Origin of the sequence: Streptomyces sp. NPDC029216 (assembly GCF_040648015.1) — a bacterium.
In the GTDB taxonomy this organism is placed as follows: domain Bacteria; phylum Actinomycetota; class Actinomycetes; order Streptomycetales; family Streptomycetaceae; genus Streptomyces.
Genome location: NZ_JBEZWL010000033.1, coordinates 39,170 through 60,966 on the forward strand (window position 1 = coordinate 39,170; position 21,797 = coordinate 60,966).

Below are 21,797 nucleotides of genomic sequence, written 5' to 3' on the forward strand. Positions count from 1 at the left end.
CGGGAAACCAGGTCCGCGCCGGAGGTGACGGCCCCGATCCGAACCGTCCTGCCCGCACCGGAGGTTGCGGTCGACGACGCGCTCCGGGTGCCGGTCCGGTTCGGAGGGGCCGGGGGCAGGGAGGAGCGGGCCGGCGAGCCCGAGCACCCGGTCACCCCGGCCCCCCGCACCGAGCCGCAGCCCCGCGCCACCCACGGCGGGCCGCAGGGCCACGCCACTGGGACGGCGTCGCCGGACCCGGCCCCCCGCACCGACCACCATCGGCCCGCCGCTCGTACCGAGCCGCAGCCGTCCGCGGCTCGGGCGGAACAACCGTCCCCCGCTGCCTCCGCCGCGCGGACCGGGCCGCACTCTCCGGCTGGCCGCACCGGGCCGCGTCCCCTCGCCGCGTCGGCGGAGTCGCAGCCCTGCGCCGCCCAAGGCGGGCCGCAGGGCCACGAAACCGGGACGGAGCCGCTGGAGCCGGCCCTCGGCACCGACCTGCATCGGCCCGCCGCCCGTACCGAACCGCAGCCACCCGCGGCTCGGGCGGAGCAACCGTCCCCCGCCGCTCCCGCCACGCGGACCCGTACCGAGCCGCAGGTCTCCGCTGCCTGGGCGGACTTGCCGCACCCGGCCACTCCATCCGACCGCACCGGGCCGCGTTCCTTCGCCGCGTCGGCGGAGTCGCAGCCCTGCGCCGCCCAGGGCGGGCCGCAGGACCGCGCCACCAGGACGGAGTCGCTGGACCCAGCTCTCCGCAGCGGCCAGCATCGGCCCGCTGCCCGTACCGAGCCGCAGGCTCCCGCGGCTCGGGCGGAGCAACCGTCCCCCGCCGCTCCCGCCACGAGGACCCGTACCGAGCCGCAGGCATCCGCCGCCTGGGCGGACTTGCCGCACCCGGCCACCCCGGCCGACGCGCCGCCCCGTGCGGAGCAGCCGCCGCCGGCCACCCGCGCCGACCGCGCAGCCCCCAGCGAGGCGTCGTACCCGGCCGCACCCCGCGGATCGCAGGGGCACGGCGTCCGTGCGGAGGCGCGAGGCCCCGCCGCTGCCCCCCGGGAGGGGGAGGCCGAGGCCGGCGTGGGGATTCCGCGTCCGCAGGGGGTCGGGGTGCCCGGGCCCGGGGTGGCCGAGATCGTCGCACAGGCCGTCGCCCGCGGGATCGGGGGCAGGGACGGGGCGGGCGGGGAGGGTGACACCCCCGGGCTCGCGCGCGTTCGCCCCGTGCGCGGGGCCGCCGTGACCGACGTGCCCGTCCATCTGCCGTTCCGGGCCCGCCCGGAGGCCCCCGCGCCCGCCCCCACCCCGGCCCGGCGCCCCGCCGAGCGGGCGGTGACGGCCGGGCGGCGGGTCCCCCGGGGGGACGAGCGGCTCCGCGAGCACCGCGGGCCCGTGCTCCCCGGATGGATCGCCGTGGTCGTCGGGGCCCTCGCCCTCACCGGCTGCGCCACCGTGCTGTGGCGGGCCGGGGTGGTCCCGGCCACCCTGGTCGCCGCCTTCGGGGTGCCGCCCCGCCCGTACACGGGACTCCGCGCCACCCACTGGCCCCCGCTCGCCTTCCTCGGCGTCGTCACCCTCCTCGCCCTCGGCGGCCTCGGCCGGGCCAAGGCGGGCCACGCCTGGGTGCTCACCCTCTTCGGGCGGTACCGCGGCACCGTCCGCCGTACCGGCCTGACCTGGATCAGCCCCCTCCTGCTGCGCCAGCGCGTCGACGTCCGGCTCCGGCACTGGCGCAGCGAGCCCATGCCCGCCGTCGACTCGGGCGGTCTGGCCCTCCAGGTCGTCGTCCAGGTCGTCTGGCAGGTCCGGGACACCGCCCGCGCCACCCTCGCCGTCGAGGACCACACCGAGTACCTCGCCGAGCAGGTGGAGTCGGCCACGGCCCGCGTCCTGTCCCGGCTCCCCGCCGACGCCTTCCACGACGACGCCCCGACCCTGCGCGACGCCGAAGCCGTCGGCGATGCGCTCACCCGGACCCTCGCCGCCGAGACCGAGGCCATCGGCATCGAGGTGTTCTCCGCCCAGCCCACCCGCATCGAGTACGCCCCCGAGGTCGCCGAGGCGATGCGCCGCCGCCGGGTCGCCGCGATCGACGCCAAGCACCGGGACACCGTCCTCACCGCCGTCGTCGACGCCGTGGACGACACCGTCCACCGGCTCACCTCGCGCGGGATCGTCGAGCTCGACGACTACGAGCGCAAGGCCCTCGTGAAGGACCTGACCGTCGCCTTCTACACCGGCAGGTCCGACCAGTAACAGCCGTACCAGCGAAAACGGGTGGCCGGTAACGACCGGACCACCCGTTTTCACATTGGTATAGACATGGCCAACTCCCGTCAATACTGTGGGACTTGGTCTAGACCTAACCCCGCTCATCCCCACCGCTCACCGCCATCCCCATCCCCAGCACCGCCACCGCGCCCGTCCCCACGCGCGCGTACGCCCCGCCAGGCCCTCCCCCCCCACACGCCCAAGGAGCACCATGCGTTCCTTCCCCATACCCGGACGCGCCGCCGGCGCCGCCGCACTCGGCGCCGCCCTCCTCGCCGGCGCGACCCTGTTCACCGCCCCCACCGCCAGCGGCCACGGCTACACCGACACCCCCATCAGCCGCCAGAAGCTCTGCGCCAACAAGACCGTCCCCGACTGCGGCCCCATCCAGTGGGAGCCGCAGAGCGTCGAGGGCTACAAGGGCTTCCCGGCGGCCGGCCCCGCCGACGGCCAGATCTGTTCCGGCGGCCACAGCGAGTTCGCCCAGCTCGACGACCCCCGCGGCGGCACCTGGCCCGCGACCCGGGTGAACTCCGGCCAGAGCTTCGACTTCCGCTGGCAGTTCACCGCGAACCACTCCACCACCGACTTCAGGTACTACGTCACCAAGAACGGCTGGGACCCCACCAAGCCCCTCACCCGGGCCTCCCTCGATCCCCAGCCCTTCCTCGTCGTCCCCTACAACGGCGGCCGCCCCGACATGACCACGATCCACCGCGGCACCATGCCCGCCGGCAAGACCGGACGGCACATGATCCTCGCCGTCTGGACCGTCAACGACACCGCGATGGCCTTCTACGCCTGCTCCGACGTTCAGTTCTGACGCAACGTCAGCTACCCTCCGGCGGCATGCGGACGACGACCACCACGACCGAAGCCGAACGCGCGGCCGGAACCGTCGCGGAGCTCATCGCGCACCAGTGGGGCGACCACCGGCCCGGGCTGAAGTACGGCGCGGAAGGCGTGCAAGCCAGGCAAGGCGGCCAAGGCGGCCAAGGCGCACAAGGCACACAAGGCGCGGCGGCCACCCCCGGGGCGGACACCCCGACGCCCGCCACCGTCCTCAGCCGCCACCGCGCCGCCCAGGAGGCCGCCGCCCGCGCCGCGCTCCTCGCCGACCTCCTGCCGCCCGGGGCGGAGCCGCACGTGGGGGTGCTGCTCGACAACACCCCCGAGTTCCCCTTCTGGCTCGGCGCGGCGGCCCTCGCCGGGGCCGCCGTCGCCGGGATCAACCCCACCCGGCGCGGCCCCGAACTGGCCCGCGACGTCCTGCACACCGACTGCCGCCTCCTCGTCACCGAGCCCGCCCACCTCCCGCTCCTGCGCGGCCTCGACCTGCCCGGCGTCCGCATCCTCGTGACCGGCACCGAGGAGTACGAGACCCTGCTCGCCCCCTACGCCGCCGCCAAGCCCGGCGAAGCCCACGTCCGCCCCGGCGGCCCCCGCCCGGACACCCGGCTGCTCCTCTACTTCACCTCCGGCTCCACCGGCGCCCCCAAGGCCGCCGTCTGCAGCCAGGGCCGGCTCGCCGCCGCCGGCCACTCCCTGGCCCGCCACTTCCGCGTCACCCCCGACGACGTCCACTACGTCTGCATGCCCCTCTTCCACGGCAACGCCGTCATGGCCTGCTGGCTGCCCGCCCTCGCCGCCGGCGCCCCCGTCGCACTGCGCCGCCGCTTCTCCGCCTCCGCCTTCCTGGACGACGTACGCGGCTACGGGGCCACCTACTTCACCTACGTCGGCCGGGCCGTCCAGTACCTCCTGGCCACCGAACCCCGTCCCGACGACCGTGACCACACCCTGCGCCTCGGCTTCGGCACCGAGGCCGGGGCCGTGGACGCCGCCCGCTTCGCCGAGCGGTTCGGGGTCCGCCTGGTCGAGGGCTACGGGGCCACCGAGGGCGGCGCCTCCGTCCAGAGGACCCCCGACACCCCGCCGGGCGCCCTCGGCCGGGCGGGGGCCGGCGACGACCTGGCCGTCGTCGACCCGGAGACGGGCCGCGAATGCCCCCCGGCCGTCCTCGACGCGCGGGGCCGCCTGCGCAACGGGGAGCAGGCCATAGGCGAGCTGGTCAACCGGGGCCGCAGCCACTTCGAGGGCTACTGGCGCAACCCCGAGGCCGAGGCGGCCCGCACCCGTGCGGGCTGGTACTGGACCGGTGACCTGTTCTTTCGCGACCCGGACGGATTCCTCTACTTCGCCGGCCGCACCGACGACCGGCTGCGCGTCGACAGCGAGAACCTGGCCGCCGCGGTGATCGAGAACATCCTGGCCCGCTGGGAGGCGGCGGCCGCCGTCGCCGTGTACGCGGTCCCGGACGAGGTGGCGGGCGACCAGGTGATGGCGGCCGTGGCCCTGCGCGAGGGCGCCTCCTTCGACCCGGAGGCCTTCACCGCCTTCCTCGCCGCCCAGCCGGACCTGGGGACGAAGATGGCCCCGCGCTACGTCCGGATCCTCGACGCCATGCCCGTCACGGCGACGAACAAGGTCCACCGGGCCGCCCTGCGCCGCACCGGCTTCCTCGCCCCGGAACGCGTCTGGCACCGCGTCGCCGGGACCTACCGCCCCCTCGACGGGCCGGCCCTGGAAGCGCTGCTGGCGGTGTACGGGACCCAGGGCCGCCGGGACCTCCTGGACCGCTGAGCGGAACCGCGGGGAGCGCGGACCCCTCTTCAAGGGAAAGGGGGGTTCCCATGACCACCACCACACCACCGGCCCAGCCGTCGGCCGCGAAGGCATGGGCGGCTGCGGCGGGCCTGCTCCTGAGCCTCGCCCTGGCGGCCTGCGGCACCCACGTCGCGGGCCGGGCGGCCCCGCCCTCTCCCCTCCCGGCCTCCCCGACCTGCGGCCAGGCCGCCCCGGACACCCCGACCGAGGACGAGACGGCCCGCGCCCCCGAGCCGCCGACCGAGGACGAGCCGCCCCGTCCGCCCGAGCCGCCGACGGAGGACGAGCCGCCCCGCCCGCCCGAGCCGCCCACGGAGGAGCAGACGGCCCGCACCCCGGAACCGCCCACGGAGGACGAGCCGCCCCGTCCTCCCGAGCCCCCCACCGAGGAGCGGACCGCCACCACCCCCCAGCCCCCCACCGACGGCGGCGCGCACCCCTGCGCGGTGGTGGACGGCTGGTACGACATGACCCGCGACTTCGGCGCCTACTACGACCGCCACCGGACCGGCGCGGACGGGCTCATGCCGCCCGGCAGCGTCAAGGACGTCCGGGTCCGCAGGACCGGCGGGACCTCGGAGGCCCGGGTCGCCTTCACCACCGGTTCCGTCGGCAAGGGCCTCGGCGAGGACGCCCGCCGGGTCGCGCAGGTCTTCGCGGACTGGCGCCACGAGGTCTACGGGGACACCGGCACGGTCCGGGTCCGCACCCCCGACGGGACCGAGATCGCCGCCCTCCCCTGGTGACCGCGAAACCTGGTTTGGAGCACCCCTCGGGACCAGGTAGTATTTTCTCTGTCAGCAAGCGCCGCTAGCTCAGTTGGTTAGAGCAGCTGACTCTTAATCAGCGGGTCCGGGGTTCGAGTCCCTGGCGGCGCACCTGATCTTCGGGCGGTTTCCGGTTCACCGGGAACCGCCCGAAGTGCTTTCCGGGCCCCGCCCGCAGGGCCTCGTGGCCCCCGGTGGCCCGCCCTTCAGAGCGTGAGCGACAGCAGCAGCGGCGCGGCCTTCCGGTTCAGGGCGTCGGCGGCGGCACGCAGCCGGTGGGCGTGCTCGACCGGCATGGACAGCGCCAGACAGCCCACGGCCGCCCCGGCCGTGATCGGGACGGCCGCGCAGACCGTGCCCACCGCGTACTCCTGGAGGTCCAGCACGGGAACCGTGGCCGGCTGGCTGTCCAGCTTCGAGAACAGGATCCGCTCGTTCACGATCGTCTTGGACGTCAGCCGGGCGATCTTGTGCCGGGAGAGGTGGTCGCGGCGCCCGTTCTGGTCGAGCTGGGTGAGCAGGCACTTGCCGACCGCGCTGGCGTGCGCCGCCGAGCGGAAGTCGACCCATTCGTGGACCTTCGGGGTGCGCGGGCTGTCCGCGAACTGGGTGATCCGGACCTCGCCGTCCACGTAACGGCTGATGTAGACGGCCGCGCCGACCGAGTCGCGCAGCCGGTCCAGGGTGTCCTGGAGCTTCTCCTGGAGGGCCTGCTGGCGGTCGGCCCCGGACCCGAGCAGGACGAGGGAGTCGCCTATGGCGTAGGCGCCGTCGGAGACCTGGAGGACGTACCCCTCCCGGCGCAGCATGAGGAGCATCGGAGCGAGATGGACCGCGGGCAGGCCGGTCTCACGCGCGATCTGCACGTCGGTCACACCGCCGGTGTGCCGCGAGATCGTTTCGAGTACGCGCAGGGCGTACTGCACCGAGTGGAACGGCGCGGTCGGCTCGGGCTTCAGCGCCACGGTTTCCCCCTACCAGGTTGTTACCGCTTGCTCTACCACGATAGCCATCAAGAGGCCCACGTGGAGCGTCTGTTGGGGAGATTGATGGCTTAATCAAGTTCCCCTGCCTGGGACTACCCACTTGGCATATGCCACGGTCATGAACCTGCCCCGGTCTGCCGGGAATGACCGGACGGCGCCCGCCGTTCCCCTTCTCCGTACGGACGCCGCGTGGGGCGTAGGAGAGCCGGACGGAACGGGAGCGACGACGATGAGCGACACCGAGGGCACGGGACCCGAGGGCAGGGGACCCGAGGGTCCGGCAGCCGGAGCCGACCCCGTCCGCGGGACCGTCCGGGGCGAGGCGCCGGTGCCGCTGTCGGTCCTCGACCTGGTCACCGTCGGCGCGGGCAGCACCGCGTACGACTCCCTCCGCACCAGCGTGGAGATATCCCGGCTCGCCGAGTCCCGCGGCTACCACCGGCACTGGGTCGCCGAGCACCACTCCATGCCCGGCGTCGCCAGCTCCTCCCCGGCGGTGATCCTGGCCCACCTCGCCGCGCACACCTCCCGCATCCGCCTCGGCTCGGGCGGGGTCATGCTGCCCAACCACGCACCGCTGGCCGTGGCCGAGCAGTTCGGCACCCTGGAGGCCCTCGCCCCCGGCCGGGTCGACCTCGGCCTCGGCCGGGCGCCGGGCACCGACCCCCGGACGGCCGCCGCGCTGCGCGGGCCCGGACGGCTGGACGAGGCGGCGGACGAGTTCCCGCGCCGGCTCGCCGAGCTGACCCGCTTCCTCGACGACGACTTCCCCGACGGGCACCCCTACGCCCGGGTCCACGCCGTGCCCGGCCCGGTGCAGGGGCCCGCCGCGCGGCCGCCGATCTGGCTGCTGGGCTCCTCCGGTTTCAGCGCCCGCCTCGCGGGGGAACTCGGCCTGCCCTTCGCGTACGCCCACCACTTCTCCGCCGCCGGCACCCTGCCCGCCCTCGACCTCTACCGCGAGAGCTTCCGCCCCTCGGCCGTGCTGGACGCCCCGTACGCCCTCATCGGGGTCTCGGCGCTCGCCGCCGACACCGACGAGCAGGCCCGCGCCCAGGTGCTCGCCGGCGCCCTGTCGATGCTCCGGCTGCGCAGCGGCCGGCCCGGGCTGGTCCCGACGCCCGAGGAGGCGGCCGCGTACGCCTTCTCGCCGCTGGAGCGGGAGTTCGTGGACGGCTGGCTCGCGAACGTCGTCCACGGCACCCCCGACGAGGTCCGCGAGGGGCTCGACGGGCTGGTGAAGCGGACGGGCGCCGACGAGCTGATGCTGACCGCCAACGGGCACGGCGGGGCCGCCCGGCTGCGCTCGTACGCGCTCGTCGCAGATGCGTACAGGATGCCGACCGGCCTCTAGTTCCGGGCTCGATCCCCACCGGACGCAGGAGAACGGGGTTTGGCTGGTTTGTTGCCGAAACCTTGCCGGAGCATGGCCTAAGGCATCCTTAAACCGCTCGTCACCCGGGGTGGCGGGCGGTTTCTTCTGTGCTCCCACGCCTCTGACGAGGGCATTTACCGGCTCAGTGGTCTAGTCCTTCTTTGGTCCAAACCATTGACTGGGGTGTGCCGTGATCGCTATCACTTCTCTCACCCGAAGCTGATGCGTTCCCCTCCCACCCCCCGGAGGCAGTTCATGCACATCCGTAAACCCCTCGTCGCGGCCGCCGCCACGGCCGCGCTGGCAGCCGGAGCGCTGGCCGCCTTCGCGGGACTGGGTACCGCCCAGGCCGCCGACGCCGCCACCGCCTCGGGCACCGCCGCCGGCGGCGTGCGGATCGCCTACTACGACCAGTGGAGCGTGTACGGCAACGCGTTCTACCCCAAGCACCTCGACACCCGGGGCATCGCGGGCAAGCTCGACGTCATCAACTACTCCTTCGGCAACATCCACCCCACCGACCTCACCTGCTTCGAGGCGAACAAGGCGGCGGGCGACGACAACAACCCCAACGCCGGTGACGGCGCGGGTGACTCGTACGCCGACTACAGCAAGTCCTTCAGCGCGGCCGACAGCGTCAGCGGGGTCGCCGACAAGTGGGACCAGCCGATCGTGGGCGTCTTCAACCAGTTCAAGCAGCTGAAGGCGAAGTACCCCAACCTGAAGATCAACATCTCGATCGGCGGCTGGACCTACTCCAAGTACTTCAGCGACGCGGCGAAGACCGACGCCTCCCGCAAGAAGTTCGTGTCCTCCTGCATCGACCAGTACATCAAGGGCAACCTGCCCAAGGCCGACGGCTACGGCGGCCCCGGCGCGGCGGCCGGCATCTTCGACGGCATCGACATCGACTGGGAGTACCCCGGCTCGTCCGGCGGCCACCTCGGCAACCACTACGCCCCCGAGGACAAGCAGAACTTCACGCTGCTGCTCAAGGAGTTCCGCGACCAGCTCGACGCCTACGGCCAGGCCAACGGCGGCAAGAAGTACCTCCTGACCGCGGCCCTCCCGGCCGGCCAGGACAAGATCAAGTACATCGAGACCGACAAGATCGGCTCGTACCTCGACTACGCCAACATCATGACGTACGACATGCACGGCGCCTGGGACGGCGACGGGCCGACGTACCACCAGTCCCCGCTGCTGAACTCGGCCGCCGACCCGACCGACCCGATCGCCCCGGGCACCCAGAAGTACGGCATCAAGAACGCCATCGACTCCTGGCTCGACGGCAACCCGGCCTACGGCATCGCGGGCGGCTTCCCCGCCGGCAAGCTGACCCTCGGCTACGAGTTCTACTACCGCGGCTGGAAGGGCGTCCCCGCCGGCACCACCAACGGCCTCGCCCAGACCGCCACCGGCCCCTCCGGCGCCCGTCCGACCTCCCAGCAGGCCGGCATCGCCAACTACAAGGAGCTCGGCGGGATCGTCGACAACCCGGCGACCACCTTCTGGGACGACCAGGCCAAGGCCTCGTACTTCTACAAGGACGGCGAGTTCTTCACCGGCCTGAACCAGAAGTCCATTCAGGCCCGGGTCGACTACGGCAAGAGCCGCGGCCTGGCCGGCGCGATGATGTACTCCCTGCTCGGCCTGGACGACAAGACCACCCTGCTGAACCAGATCAACGACGCCCTCGGCGGCGCCACCACGCCCCCCACCACCCCGCCGACGACGCCCACCACCCCGCCCACGACGCCCACCACCCCGCCGCCGACGACCCCGCCGACCACCGGCTGCGGCAGCACCCCGGCGTACGTCGCGGGCCAGGTCTACACCGCCGGCAGCGAGGTCTCGTACAACGGCCGGAAGTGGAAGGCCCAGTGGTGGACGCAGAACGAGGTGCCCGGCACCACCGGTGAATGGGGTGTCTGGAAGGACCTCGGCGCCTGCTGATCGCCCCCCACCCGGCGCCGAGCGCCGACCGCCCCCGCGCCTCCGCCGAGGCCGGGGGCGGCCGTGCGTCTGCCGGGCGGCGGCGTCCGCCGGACGGCGCCCGTCAGAGGTGGCGCACGTCCGGCCGCGCGCTGATCATCTCGGCGATCCGCTCCGGGGCCACCGCGCGCGAGTACAGCCAGCCCTGCCCGGTGTCGCAGCCGACCCGCCGCAGCCGCGCCGCCTGCCCGGCGGTCTCCACGCACTCGGCCGTCACCGTCAGCCCCAGCCGGTGCGCGAGCTGCACCAGGGCCTCCACGATGGTCTCGTCGGCCGGGTTCGGGTGCGTGCCCTCCTCGTAGCGGAAGCCCCGCACGAACGAGCCGTCCAGCTTCAGCACCGACACCGGCAGCCGCGACAGGTAGGCCAGGTTCGAGTACCCGGTGCCGAAGTCGTCGATGGCGATCCGCACGCCCATGTCGCTCAGCGCCTGGAGGGCCTGCAGGGGCCGCCCCGCCGAACCCATCACCGCGGACTCCGTCAGCTCCAGCTGCAGCAGCTGAGGGGCCAGCCCGGTCTCGGCGAGGATCTCCGCGACGTCGCCCACCAGGTCCGAGTCCCACACCTGGCGCACCGCCACGTTCACCGACACGAACACCGGCGAGTCGCTGGGCTGCTCGATCTGCCAGCGCCGCGCCTGCCGGCACGCCGTACGCAGCACCCACTGCCCCAACTGGACGATCGACCCGTCCTCTTCGGCGATGCCGATGAACCGATTCGGCGTCAGCGTGCCGAACTGCGGGTGGTTCCAGCGCACCAGGGCCTCGACCCCGCGCACCACCCCGCTCTCCAGGTCCACCAGCGGCTGGTACTCCAGCTCGAACTCGCCCCGCTCCACCGCCGGGCGCAGCGAACTCGACAGCGCCTGGCGGGTCATCCGGTGCGCGTTGCGCTCGGGGTCGAAGAGGGTCCAGCGGGCCTTGCCGTCGGCCTTCGCCCAGTACAGGGTCGTGTCAGCCGCCTGCATCAGGCCCGTCGCCGAGGTCCCGGCCGCGTCCCGCTCCACCACGCCGATCGACGCCGACACCGACAGCCGCTGCCCGGCCAGGTCGAAGGGCTCCTGTACGGCGGCCAGCACGCTGCGCGCCAGCTCCGCGAGCTGTTCCGTGCCGGTGGAGTCCTCGACCAGCAGCGCGAACTCGTCACCGCCGAGCCGGGCGACGAGGTGCCCGCCCGAACGCCCGTACCCGGACTGGTCGGCGCACTGGGTCAGCCGGGCCGCGACGGCGGTCAGCAGCCGGTCGCCGACCCGGTGGCCCAGGGTGTCGTTGACCGCCTTGAACCCGTCGAGGTCCAGGTAGCACAGGCCGATCCGGCCCGTCCCGGCCCCGCCGCCGTAGGACGAGGCCTCCAGGGCCGCCGAGAGCCGCTCGAAGAACAGCGCCCGGTTGGGCAGGCGGGTCACCGGGTCGTGCATCTGCAGGTGGCGCAGCCGGGCCTGGAGGTCGCGCCGGTCGCTGATGTCGGCGACCGACAGCAGGACGTCCGGGGTGCCGGGCACCGGGCCCAGGGTGACCTCGGTCCACAGGGAGTGCCCGTCGGGGTGCTTGAGGCGGCGCGTGCAGCGCAGCCGGGCCTGCCGTCCGCGCAGCACCTCCTGGTAGGCCTGCCAGGTGCGGGCCTCCGCGGCGAGGTCCACCAGGTCGGCGGCGCACTGCCCGGCGAGCTCGTGCGGCTCGCTGCCCAGCAGGCCGGCGAGGGCCCGGTTGGCGGCGATGACGTCCCCGCCGCGGCCGACGAGGGCCATGGCGAGGTGGGCCGCGTCGAAGGCGGCGCGGTAGTCGCGCGGCTCGCCGCTGCCGCAGCCGATCGCCGAGGCGGCTCTGACGTCGGATCCGGGGTCGGCGGCTCCGGCCGTGAGCCTCGGCGGCGGCGCCGACATGCCCGGCACGGCCGGCACTGCTGGGTGACGCTCCGTAAGGGCCGATCGGATGCTGTCGGCCGCCGATCCGGTTCCCTCTGAGCTTCCGTTCACCGTTGGCTCCCGCAGTGTTCGTGAGTGTCGGTGCAGGAAAGTGTGCCGATCATAGAGGCTGACGGAGGCCCTATCCAGCGGCGTCGCCGTGTGGGGCACGGGCCGTCGCCGTGCTGACGCCCCGTCGGGCCGTTGCTGACGCCTCGTCGGCCGCGGGTGCGTGATCGATTCCGCTCGTCTGGGGGCGCACCGGGCCCGGGTCTGATCTCGCGTGATCGATCGTGACGTTCTGTAGACAGGGGCGTGAAGTCCGTGGGTCACCGGCTTGCCGTAGCGCTCACTCGTGTGGGGCAGGGGAACGGTGCATAAGTAGGACAATCGCCCCAAGGTGGATGGAACAGGACGAATCCACCACCGGAGGTCGATGTGCCGCGTCAGCTGACACCCGGGGGAGTGGACTGCTCCCGCATGCGAAGTACGGCGGCCATCCTCACCTCGATGACGGCGCTCGCCGCCATGTCGCTCGTCGCGGGACCCGCCGTCGCCGCCGGACCCGCCACCGGAGGGCCCTGCGCGCTGACCCGCACGGCCGCGCACCACTCCCTCGGCCTGGACACCTGGAACCGGGCCTACCCCAAGCCGGTGCGCACCCTCAACGCGGTGATGGTCTTCCTCTCCTTCCCCGACCACCAGACCGCCGTCAGCCCCGCCGAGCTGGCGGCCGACTACTTCCCGGCGACCAGTGACTTCTTCGAGCGGGCCTCCTACGGGCGGTTCCGGCTGGTCCCGCACCCGCAGGAGCGGTGGATCCGGATGCCCAGGCCGTCGACCGCGTACGGGATACAGCGCGACTGGGCCTCGGACGCCCGGGCCGCCTACCTGCGGGACGCGGTCGCCGCCGCCGACCCGCTGGTGGACTTCAGTGCGTACGACATCGTGTACTTCGTCGCCGACCCGAACGCCCCCGGCGTGGACTCCGACGCCACCAAGGTCGTCAACTTCGACCGCCCCCTGCGGGCCGACGGCACCGACCTGCGGCGGATCGTCACCGTCTTCGAGCGGCACCCGCCGGACCGCAACGTGCTGGCGCACGAGACCGGGCACGTCTTCGACCTGCCCGACCTCTACCACCGGCCGACGGACGGCAAGGGCGACTGGGACACGTACGTCGGCGACTGGGACGTCATGGGCAGCCAGTTCGGGATGGCCCCGGACCTGTTCGCCTGGCAGAAGTGGAAGCTGGGCTGGCTGGACGCCTCCCAGGTCGACTGCGTGCGCTCCGGGACCTCCCTGCACACCCTCCAGCCGCTCGCGCAGCCCCTGCAGCCCGGCGGCACGGGCGGCACCCGGCTCGCGGTGATCCGTACGGGCCCGGGCAGCGCGATCGCGGTCGAGGCGCGGGGCTCCGCCGGCAACGACGGGGACACCTGCACGGAGGGGGTCCTGGTCTACCGGGTCCGCAACGAGGCGGCGTCGGGTGGCGGTCCGATCGAGGTACTGGACGGCCATCCGCGCACGGAGGCCTGCTGGGACCGCTCGGTGTACCCACCGCTGGCCGACGCTCCGCTGGAGGTCGGGGAGACCTTCACCGTCCCGGGGGAGCGGATCACGATCGAGGTCGCGGACCGGACGCAGTCGGGGGCGTACACGGTGAAGATCACGACCTGAGGCGCCGCCGTCTCCCGTCCCCGCCGAACGAAGAAACCCCCCACTCCGAAGAGTGGGGGGTTTCTCCCGTCTGTGCGCCGCCAGGGACTCGAACCCCGGACCCGCTGATTAAGAGTCAGCTGCTCTAACCAACTGAGCTAGCGGCGCTTGCTGACGTCGTAGACATTAGCATCCGAATCCGCCGAACCAAAAATCGATACCGGGGCCAGACCCCGTGCGGCGTGCAGGAACGCCCACAGGAGGCAGTCCGGACCGGGCAGCCAGGGCAGCCGCGTGTCCGGAGCCACCAGCCACCGCGAGGGCCCGCGGCCGGGCTCCAGCGGGGGCACGGTGACGGCGTCGCCGTGGCCGTGGCAGAGGGGGGCCGGGGCCGGAGCGGTGGGCCCCCACTCCTCCCAGGCGAGCAGCGCGGGGAGCCGCTGGGCGGTGCCGGGGGAGGCGAAGAGCAGCATCCGCCCCCGGTGCACGGCGGCGGGCCCGGAGCCGGGGCCCCGCTCCCAGAGCAGGTCCAGCATGCGCCGGCCGAGGACGACCGGAACGTTGACGACGTCGAACGCGGTCCCGCAGGGCAGCACCGCGGGGGCATCGGGCCTCCCCTCCCACACGGCGAGGGTGCTCCTCGGATGCGCGGAAGCCGAGGCCAGCCAGGCGGCGCCCTGCGGGGTGACCTGGGTGGCGGGCGCGGAACCGGTAGCCGGGCCGGGGGCCGTCGTCAGGATCGTCATATGCCATTGTCTACCGCGCGTAGTGTGTCCGTTCCCACGAGTTACCGAAAACCGGGACGGGGTGGGGTGGATTGCGCTATCTTGCGCGGCGCGTGTGGGGGTAGGGGTGGGGTGGGACCCCCGACTCCGCCCCCTCACCCCTCCGGCGTAGCCCCCCGCTGCAGGTCTTCGCCGAACTCGATCATGCGGCGGGCGTAGTCCTCGGTCCATTCCGCCGCCTCGGCGATGGCTGCCGGTGACAGGCGGTCGAAGCGGCGGGGGTCCGCCAGCTGGGCCGCGGCCAGGGCCTGGAACTCCTCCGCCCGGTTCTGCGCGGCCCGGAAGGCCAGCGTCAGTTCCGTCGCCCGGGCCAGCAGCTCCCGCGGGTCCTCGATCGACTCCAGGTCGAAGAAGTGCTCCGGGTCCGCGACGGCCTCCGAGGGCTCGAAGAGCAGCGGCGCGGGCCGCTGCCTCCGCTCGGTCCGCTCGGGCTCAGCCATGCGTGTCCTCCTGCGCGTACGTAGTCCTCCGGGGCCACCCTCTATTGTCCAACGCCGCGCAAGGGTGCCCGGCGTCACGCCGTCGCGGGCTCCTTCACCAGCGCCGCGATGTCGTCGAGCACGCCCGAGACCTCCGCCGCCAGGCCCTCCGGGGCCTCGAAGCCCTCGGCGCCGAGCAGGCCGAGGACGCCGGGGACCGCCACCGAGCGGGCGGCCGGCACCAGGCCGACCTGGGTCAGCACCGGCAGCAGCATCTCGGCGGCCGGGGTGCCGCCCGTGCCGCCCGCGCTGTAGCTGACCAGGCCGACCGGCTTGCCCTGCCACTCGCTGTAGAGGAAGTCGACGGCGTTCTTGAAGGGGGCGGTGAAGCCGCCGTTGTACATCGGCAGGACGAACACGAAGGCGTCGGCGGAGTCGATGAGCGCGCTCCAGTCGCGGGTGTGCTGGTGGGCGTAGTTGCCGCTGGAGGGGAACTCCGGCTCGTCCAGGAACGGCAGCGCGATCTCGGCGAGGTCCACCGGGGTGACCTCGAAGGTGCCGTGCTCGCGGGCGAGGTCCGCGATCCACCGGGCGAGCGGGCGGCCCGCGGAGGTGGGGCGGTTGGCGGAGGAGATGACGTGCAGGCGGGTCATGGCGTGAACTCCCTTGGGATGCGGACGTGATGTGTGATGCACAGTCTTGTTGTTGACGTGTCACCTAGGGAAGTCGACAGTGCGTGATATGTCAACTAGGTAAGTGATGTGTCACCCACTTCGCTAGGCTGCCCCCATGACCGAAGTGCCCGAGCCCGCCCACCCCCGCTGGCTCACCGAGTCCGAGCAGGACGCCTGGTACGCCTGGCGTCGGATGTTCCCCCTCGTCAACGCCGAGATCGCCCGCGACCTCCAGCAGGACAGCGCGCTGTCCGAGGCCGACTACGACGTCCTGTCGGTGCTCGGTTCGACCGACGGCCACCGCATGCGCATCACCGCGCTCGCCGGGCTGATGCGATGGTCCCGCAGCCGGCTGTCCCACCAGCTCACCCGCATGGAACAGCGCGGCCTGGTACGCCGCGAGGAGGTCGCCACCGACGGCCGCGGCGCGGAGGTGGTCCTCACCGAGGCCGGGGTGGGCGCCATCACCACGGCCGCGCCCCACCACGTGGAATCCGTGCGCCGCCACCTGATCGACGTCCTGACGCCGGATCAACTGCGCGTCCTCGCCGAGATCGGCGAGACCCTCCGCCGCACCTTCGGCGCCACGCGCAAATAGCCCGCCGCACGGCCGCCCCCGTCCCGCGGGCCGAATCAGCCCCTACGGCCGCCAGGCCACCCGGTGTTCGGCCAGGTGGGACAGGACCGAGTGGTTGGCCTCCCAGCCGTCGGGGAACTTGATCGTCGCGCCCAGCTGGACCGGTTCCGTCGACGGGTGGTCGTCCAGGAGTTCCGCTATGCCCGCCCGGGCCACCACCACGCAGGCGTGGCGGTGGCGGGAGGCCAGGACGCACAGGCGGCCCGTCTCCAGGTGGAACGCCGTCGCGTCCGGGCGGCCCGACAGGGGGTGCAGGACCACCGTGAGGTCGTACTCGCGGCCCTGGAGGCGGTTCGCCGTGTCCACCGTGACCCCCGTGACGCCCAGGGACGCCAGGGCCGAGCGGATCGCGGCCGCCTGGTCCCGGTGGGCGGTGCCCACCGCGACGCGGGCCGGGGTCAGCGGGGAGGGGGCGGGGGACTGCTCGTCCGCGGTGACCGCCCCGCGGTCCAGGGCGCGGCGGACCACCAGGGCCACCGCCCCGACCGCCTCCGGGTCCGTGCGCGGGGTGTGCCGGGCGGGGAGCTCCAGCAGGCCCCAGCCCGACTCGGCCGCCTCGTCCAGCACCCGGTCCGGGCCGGAGCCGTCCGACGGCACCCCGTACGCGAGCCGCCGCTCGCCCGGACCCGTCCCGCTGCGGAACTGCGAGTACGGGTAGAAGGCGCGCGAGACCAGCGGCGCGGCCGTCGCCGGCAGCCGCCACGACACCGGCAGCCGGTGCTGCGGCAGCTGCGGGTTGTGGGCCAGGAGGGTGCTCACCGCCGAGGCGGAGGGGTCGTAGGACAGCCCGGCCCACTGCTCCGCGCCGACCACGCTGAACGGGTCCAGCTGCCCCGGGTCGCCCACGAACAGCGCCCGTTCGAACAGCCCGGCCACGGCCAGCAGCGCGTCGGAGCGCATCTGGTACGCCTCGTCGACGATCGCGTGCTCCCAGGGCTCCGCCTTCACGTACGCCCACTTCGCGGCCGTGGAGATGGTGATCGGCAGTTCCGCGAGGTCGGCCGGCTTCGCGGAGAGGGTGACCGACGGGAGCTCCCGCAGCGCGGGGTCGTAGGCGTCGGCGTCGCTGCTGTGCAGGCGGCCGACCTTCAGCTCCGGGTCCTTGGCGGCGAGCCGCAGCACCAGGTCGTCGACCTGCGCATTGGTCTGCGCGACCACCATCAGCCGGCGCCCGGCGGCGGCCAGTTCCCGGGCCGCGCGCACCACGAGCGTCGACTTGCCGGCCCCGGGCGGGGAGTCGACGACCACGCCCCGCTCGCTGCCGTGCAGGGTGTCGTGGAGGATGGCGTCGGTCGCCCGGCCGGCGGCCGCGCCCGGGTCGAAGGCGGTGGTCACAGCAGGTCCTCGTCGGTCACGGCGTCCAGGGCGGGGGCGGTCGCGGAGCCCGGCGGCCCGCCGTGCGTCCACGGGGTGTTCTCCGGGTCGGGCAGCTTCGGGCCGCCGCGCGCGTCGTGCTCGAACAGGGTCCAGCACACCCGGTCGCCCTTCTCCGGCACCGAACCCGCCACCGGCTCCCGGCCCGCGCCCATCTTGTCGAGGACGCGCAGCAGCAGCTGCCCGTCCTCCTCGCGGCCGACGAACTCGAAGGCCTGCTGGCGGCCGTCCAGCGAGCGGAACACCTTCCCGCCGCCCTCGTCCGCCAGCTGCGGCCGGTCCTCGGTGGACACCGTCAGCAGCGGACGCGGCCGGGGCCGCTTGCCCTCCGTCCACTCCATCACCACCTCGGTGACCTCACCGGCGAAGGCCTCGCCCGCGAACCGCCGGCCCGCCATCACCAGCGGGTCGTCCAGGGCCTCCTGCGCGTCCAGCCGTACCTGCTCGGTCTCCCGCGTGGCCAGCTTCTGGGCCGCTGTCACCGCGTCGTCGCGGCGCGGCTGCGGCGGCTCGCCCGCCCGGATCCGGTCGCGGTGGCCGGTGAAGGACCAGCGGTCACGGGTCCAGCGTTCCTCGGTCCGCTCACCCGGCGGCAGGGCGCGCAGCAGGTCGATCGCCTCCCAGGTCTGCCACCACGTGCTCTGCATCTGGTCCACGACCAGCCGCCGGACCGCCCGCTCGGCGAGCCGCGCGGTGTCGCCGTCACGCGGCTCTCCCGCCGCCCGCGCCGCGTCGAACCTGGCGATCGCCGGTGCGAGGAGCTTGTTGTCGAAGAGCGGGTCGGTGGCCGGGCCGGCCGGCGGGACCAGCAGCTGGCCGTCCCGGTCCCGGCCGAGCTCCGCCCGCAGCGCCCATGCGGCGCCCGAGACGCCCTCGGGCGGGGCGATCCAGCCCAGCAGGGAGCCCAGGTGCTGGTCCTCCAGGTTGCTCTGGCCCGTCGCCCAGTGCCGGGCGAGCAGGTCGGTGGCGGACAGCAGCATCGAGGAGCCGGGCACCCGGGAGCGCTCGGCGAGGTGCGTGAACCAGCGGCCCAGCAGCGGGACCTGCGTGGGCACCGGGTACGGGTTCTCCGGGTCCTCCTCGGCGGTCCGGCGAAAGCGCATCGACCGGCCCAGCAGCCGTACGTATTCGATGCCCGCCCGGCTCGGCACGACGATCTGCGGCGCGTCCACGCACAGTTCGGCCTCGACCTTGACCTTCTTCCCGCTCTCCGGGTCGGTCTCGGTGCGTTCGGCCGGTTCGACGACGTCCGTGTAGGAGTCGATGTACGGCATCAGGTGCCGTGCCAGGTCGGCCAGGAACTCCCAGCGCAGGTCCCGGTCGCGCGGCTGCGGTATGACGAGGATCCGCGGCTCGTGCCGGTCGGTGCCCAGCATCGCGCCGAGCGGGGCCCCCGCCTCACCGGCGGTGGTCAGCGGTACGAAGACCAGAGGCTGCGCGCTCAGGTGGCGGTGCCGTACGGTCGCCAGCGGCCGGGCGCGGCCCGCGCGGACCGCCTCCAGCCGGGCCAGGGTGCTCAGCAGGGGCATTCGGGGGTCTCCGGGGCCGGGTGCGGGGGTCGGGCGGCGGCCTGCTCCAGCGCCTCGGCGCGCAGCCGGGCCGCCTGGCGCAGCGCGTCCGCCGTGGGGTCGCCGTCGGGGCCCGCGCCGGCGGCCGCCGCGAGGGCCTCCTCGACGGTGTCGAGCCCGCCCAGCTCCCCGCGGACGGACCGGCCGAGCGTGGCGGGGTCCCCGGCGGCGCGGGAGCGCTCGCGGCAGTGGAAGGCCAGCTCGCAGGCGGACAGGCACTCGGGGGCGTAGGCGGCGGAGACGGCGGAGACGGCCTCGGTCAGCTCCTCGACGGGGCGGGCGGGGTCGAAGCAGAGCCCCTCCGGCAGGCCGGCGGCCAGGTCCTCGATCCGGGTCAGCCGCTCCAGCTGGCGGCGGGTGACGGAGCGTTCGCGGCGGACGTCGACGAGCGCGGCGGTGGGCAGGTTGGAGAAGTCCTTCGGGCAGACCAGCAGCACCCGGTGGCCGACCTCGGCCCCGGTCAGCTTCCGGGCGGTCTGCTCCAGGGCCAGCACGTACACGGCGGCCTGCCGGGCGGCGGCGCCCACCTTCGCGGCGTCGGCGGCCCCGTCGATCATCGGGAACGACTTGATCTCCACCACGGTCCAGCGGCCGTCGGGGTGCACCACGACGGCGTCCGGTTCCAGGTAGGCGGGGGTGCCCGCCACCTCCAGGGCCAGCATCGGATGGTCCAGCAGGGTCCACGCCCCGGCGGCGGTGGCCTCCCGCAGGGCCAGGGCGGTCCGGGCGGCCCGGCCCTCCGGTCCGGCGGCGGTGAGGTCCGGCACCCGGGCGTCGGGTCCGGGCGGCTCGGCCCCGGCGCCAAGCCGGGCGTGCACCAGGCGCAGCAGCTCGGCCCCGCCGTCGCCCTTGACCTTGGCCTCGAAGGAGTTGCCCCGGATGATCGCGAACTGCGACTGGCCGAAAGTCGCGGGTGTCCCGAGGGCCGCGGCGAGGGCCGTCTTGTCCACTCCGGCGCCGTCGAGGATCGCCCGTCTGCCGCAGCCCGGGTTGGCGGCGAGCGCGGCGAGCGCCCGGGCGTCGAGCGGGCGGGGCGGCACGGCGGGGCCGCGCAGGTCAGCGAGCCGCTGCCGCAGTGTCGTCGTCTGGGGCGGGCTGCTGGGCGGGTAGGAGCTCACGGGCGGAAGTGTCCCATCCGCCACTGACAATCGTGGACGTACGGCTGAAACGGACCGGTTCTCGCCGTTCCCGGCCGTCCGCGCCCACGCCCGGCCCGCGGACGAGGAGCCGGCGGGCGCCCATCACGGCGGCCCCGGCGACGGCGTCGAGGAAGTAGTGGTTCGCGGTGCCCATGACCACCAGCGCGGTCAGCGCCGGATACGCCAGGCCCAGCCCCCTGACCAGCGGCGTCCGTGCGTGCCGCCACAGCAGGACCCCGCACCACAGCGCCCAGCCGACGTGCAGGCTGGGCATGGCGGCGTACTGGTTGGTCAGCGCCCCCAGCCCGCGCGGGGCGCTGGCCTCGGCGCCCCACCAGCCGTACGCGCTGAACCGGGCCATCGTGTCCGTGAACCCGTGCGAGGCGTCGAGCAGCCGGGGCGGACAGGTGGGCAGCAGGCTGAAGCCGGCCAGCGCGAGCAGGGTGGAGGCCACCAGCCAGCCGCGGGCGGCCCGGTAGTGCGCGGCCCGCCGGCGGTAGAGCCAGACGAGCACGGCCGGGGTGACCAGGTAGTGCAGGGAGGCGTAGGCGAAGTCGGCGGGTATGCCGAGGAGGGCCTCACGGGAGAAGAGACGATTCAGCGGTCTTTCGAGGGCGAGCCCGAGGAACTCCTCGGCACGCAGGATCGCCAGCCCGTGTCCGACGGCGAGGTCCGCGTCGCCCCGGGCGAGGAGCCTGCCGCCGGAGTACGCGCCGTAGACGAGCACCAGGAGCAGCAGCTCCGCCCGCCATCGAAGGGGCCGCTGCGGTGTCGTCATACGGTGTAAGACGCGCGCCCAGGGGGCGGAGTTGCCCTGCGTTCACGTCGTGGATGATGAAGGGACGACGGATTCGCGCGTCCCAGGGCGAACCACCACGTACCGGGAGAAACACAGATGGCCCCCCGCATCCTGCTGGCCCGCCACGGCCAGACGGCATGGTCCCTGCTCGGCAAGCACACCGGACGCACGGACGTGCCCCTGCTGGAGGAGGGCAGGCAGGGGGCGAAGCGGCTGGGCGAGCGGCTCGCCGGTGAGCCCTGGGCGTCGCTGCGCGGCCTGGAGGTGCGCACCAGCCCCCTGGTCCGCGCGAGCGAGAGCTGCGACCTGGCGGGCTTCGGGGCGCAGGCCGAGCCGTGGGACACCCTCATGGAGTGGCACTACGGCGACTACGAGGGGATGACCCCGGCCGAGATCCAGGCGGTCCGGCCGGGCTGGCTCATCTGGCGCGACGGGGTACCCGGCGGTGAGTCCGTCGCCGACGTGGCGGCCCGCGCGGACGAGGTGGTCGCCTGGGCCCGCTCGGCGGAACGGGACGTCCTGGTCTTCGCGCACGGGCACGTCCTGCGCACCCTGGCCGCCCGCTGGCTGGGCTTCGAGGCCTCCTTCGGCGCCCGCATCCGCCTGGACCCGACCTCCCTGTCGGTCCTGGGCTGGGCGTACGGGGCCCCGGCGCTGGAACGCTGGAACGACACGGGCCACCTGGAGGGCTAGGCGCCTAGGTGTATTGCCCAGTGAGGTTGGGGACGCGGCTGGCGGGTGGTTTGCCTGCGAGCGCGGTGTGTCCTCGGTGGTGATTGTAGGTGTGGAGCCACTTG

The 21,797-nt window shown here is 74.0% G+C and carries 18 protein-coding genes and 2 tRNA genes; 10 read left to right on the top strand and 10 right to left on the bottom strand.

The genetic code is table 11. The features are described 5' to 3' along the window. The first annotated feature begins 1,062 nt into the window (after positions 1–1,062). The 5 genes from AB0F18_RS15115 (at position 1,063) to AB0F18_RS15135 (ending at position 5,798) form a co-directional block, all read left to right on the top strand. On the top strand, positions 1,063–2,238 hold the full coding sequence (locus tag AB0F18_RS15115) for an SPFH domain-containing protein (protein ID WP_362059747.1): 1,176 nt from the start codon (positions 1,063–1,065) through the stop codon (positions 2,236–2,238). 226 nt (positions 2,239–2,464) lie between these two features. After that, complete coding sequence (locus AB0F18_RS15120) at positions 2,465–3,076, top strand: lytic polysaccharide monooxygenase auxiliary activity family 9 protein (protein WP_362059750.1); 612 nt, start codon at positions 2,465–2,467, stop codon at positions 3,074–3,076. Between the two features lie 26 nt (positions 3,077–3,102). Then, a complete protein-coding gene (locus tag AB0F18_RS15125; protein ID WP_362059753.1) occupies positions 3,103–4,896 on the top strand; it encodes an AMP-binding protein in 1,794 nt (597 codons plus the stop codon). 50 nt (positions 4,897–4,946) lie between these two features. After that, positions 4,947–5,666, top strand: coding sequence for a hypothetical protein (locus tag AB0F18_RS15130; RefSeq protein WP_362059756.1), 720 nt, complete (start codon positions 4,947–4,949; stop codon positions 5,664–5,666). 58 nt (positions 5,667–5,724) lie between these two features. Beyond that, a tRNA-Lys gene (locus AB0F18_RS15135) sits at positions 5,725–5,798 on the top strand. A 95-nt stretch (positions 5,799–5,893) separates the two neighbouring features. On the opposite strand, the gene AB0F18_RS15140 is transcribed toward AB0F18_RS15135, so the two are convergent. Then, the gene (locus AB0F18_RS15140; RefSeq protein WP_362059759.1) at positions 5,894–6,652 is read right to left on the bottom strand and encodes an IclR family transcriptional regulator C-terminal domain-containing protein; all 759 of its coding nucleotides are present in this window, start codon (positions 6,650–6,652) and stop codon (positions 5,894–5,896) included. A 250-nt stretch (positions 6,653–6,902) separates the two neighbouring features. On the opposite strand from AB0F18_RS15140, the gene AB0F18_RS15145 reads away from it, so the two are divergent. Continuing rightward, positions 6,903–8,027 carry an LLM class flavin-dependent oxidoreductase gene (locus AB0F18_RS15145; RefSeq protein ID WP_362059761.1) on the top strand — a complete coding sequence of 375 codons (1,125 nt, stop codon included), beginning with the start codon at positions 6,903–6,905 and terminating at the stop codon, positions 8,025–8,027. 276 nt (positions 8,028–8,303) lie between these two features. Further along, positions 8,304–10,004, top strand: a complete 1,701-nt coding sequence (locus AB0F18_RS15150) for a glycosyl hydrolase family 18 protein (RefSeq protein ID WP_362059764.1) — start codon at positions 8,304–8,306, stop codon at positions 10,002–10,004. A 103-nt stretch (positions 10,005–10,107) separates the two neighbouring features. Here AB0F18_RS15150 and AB0F18_RS15155 read toward each other — a convergent pair whose 3' ends face one another. After that, a complete protein-coding gene (locus AB0F18_RS15155) occupies positions 10,108–12,054 on the bottom strand; it encodes an EAL domain-containing protein (RefSeq protein ID WP_362059809.1) in 1,947 nt (648 codons plus the stop codon). 330 nt (positions 12,055–12,384) lie between these two features. Between AB0F18_RS15155 and AB0F18_RS15160 the strand changes: the two genes are divergently transcribed. Continuing rightward, a complete protein-coding gene (locus AB0F18_RS15160; RefSeq protein WP_362059767.1) occupies positions 12,385–13,626 on the top strand; it encodes a M6 family metalloprotease domain-containing protein in 1,242 nt (413 codons plus the stop codon). Positions 13,627–13,699: 73 nt separating this feature from the next. On the opposite strand, the gene AB0F18_RS15165 is transcribed toward AB0F18_RS15160, so the two are convergent. The 4 genes from AB0F18_RS15165 to AB0F18_RS15180 form a co-directional block, all read right to left on the bottom strand. Further along, a tRNA-Lys gene (locus AB0F18_RS15165) sits at positions 13,700–13,773 on the bottom strand. After that, a complete protein-coding gene (locus AB0F18_RS15170) occupies positions 13,764–14,351 on the bottom strand; it encodes a bifunctional DNA primase/polymerase (protein ID WP_362059770.1) in 588 nt (195 codons plus the stop codon). Before AB0F18_RS15170 ends, AB0F18_RS15165 begins: the two co-directional genes overlap by 10 nt. A gap of 134 nt (positions 14,352–14,485) precedes the next feature. Further along, positions 14,486–14,830, bottom strand: coding sequence for a hypothetical protein (locus tag AB0F18_RS15175; protein ID WP_362059773.1), 345 nt, complete (start codon positions 14,828–14,830; stop codon positions 14,486–14,488). A gap of 74 nt (positions 14,831–14,904) precedes the next feature. Continuing rightward, positions 14,905–15,462 carry an NAD(P)H-dependent oxidoreductase gene (locus AB0F18_RS15180; protein ID WP_362059776.1) on the bottom strand — a complete coding sequence of 186 codons (558 nt, stop codon included), beginning with the start codon at positions 15,460–15,462 and terminating at the stop codon, positions 14,905–14,907. Positions 15,463–15,598: 136 nt separating this feature from the next. On the opposite strand from AB0F18_RS15180, the gene AB0F18_RS15185 reads away from it, so the two are divergent. Next, complete coding sequence (locus tag AB0F18_RS15185) at positions 15,599–16,081, top strand: MarR family winged helix-turn-helix transcriptional regulator (protein WP_362059779.1); 483 nt, start codon at positions 15,599–15,601, stop codon at positions 16,079–16,081. Between the two features lie 42 nt (positions 16,082–16,123). On the opposite strand, the gene AB0F18_RS15190 is transcribed toward AB0F18_RS15185, so the two are convergent. From AB0F18_RS15190 to AB0F18_RS15205, 4 genes are read right to left on the bottom strand one after another with little or no spacing between them, the layout of a single operon-like run. Then, positions 16,124–17,455: an AAA domain-containing protein gene (locus AB0F18_RS15190; RefSeq protein WP_362059782.1), complete on the bottom strand. Its 1,332-nt coding sequence runs from the start codon at positions 17,453–17,455 to the stop codon at positions 16,124–16,126. Then, the gene (locus AB0F18_RS15195; RefSeq protein ID WP_362059785.1) at positions 17,452–19,023 is read right to left on the bottom strand and encodes a hypothetical protein; all 1,572 of its coding nucleotides are present in this window, start codon (positions 19,021–19,023) and stop codon (positions 17,452–17,454) included. The genes AB0F18_RS15190 and AB0F18_RS15195 overlap by 4 nt, the downstream gene beginning before the upstream one ends. Next, a complete protein-coding gene (locus AB0F18_RS15200; protein ID WP_362059788.1) occupies positions 19,011–20,180 on the bottom strand; it encodes a hypothetical protein in 1,170 nt (389 codons plus the stop codon). Before AB0F18_RS15200 ends, AB0F18_RS15195 begins: the two co-directional genes overlap by 13 nt. Further along, complete coding sequence (locus AB0F18_RS15205) at positions 20,119–20,979, bottom strand: phosphatase PAP2 family protein (protein ID WP_362059791.1); 861 nt, start codon at positions 20,977–20,979, stop codon at positions 20,119–20,121. The genes AB0F18_RS15200 and AB0F18_RS15205 overlap by 62 nt, the downstream gene beginning before the upstream one ends. Before the next feature lie 117 nt (positions 20,980–21,096). Here AB0F18_RS15205 and AB0F18_RS15210 point away from each other — a divergent pair, with 117 nt between their 5' ends. Next, complete coding sequence (locus AB0F18_RS15210; RefSeq protein WP_362059794.1) at positions 21,097–21,693, top strand: histidine phosphatase family protein; 597 nt, start codon at positions 21,097–21,099, stop codon at positions 21,691–21,693. Positions 21,694–21,797: the final 104 nt, after the last annotated feature.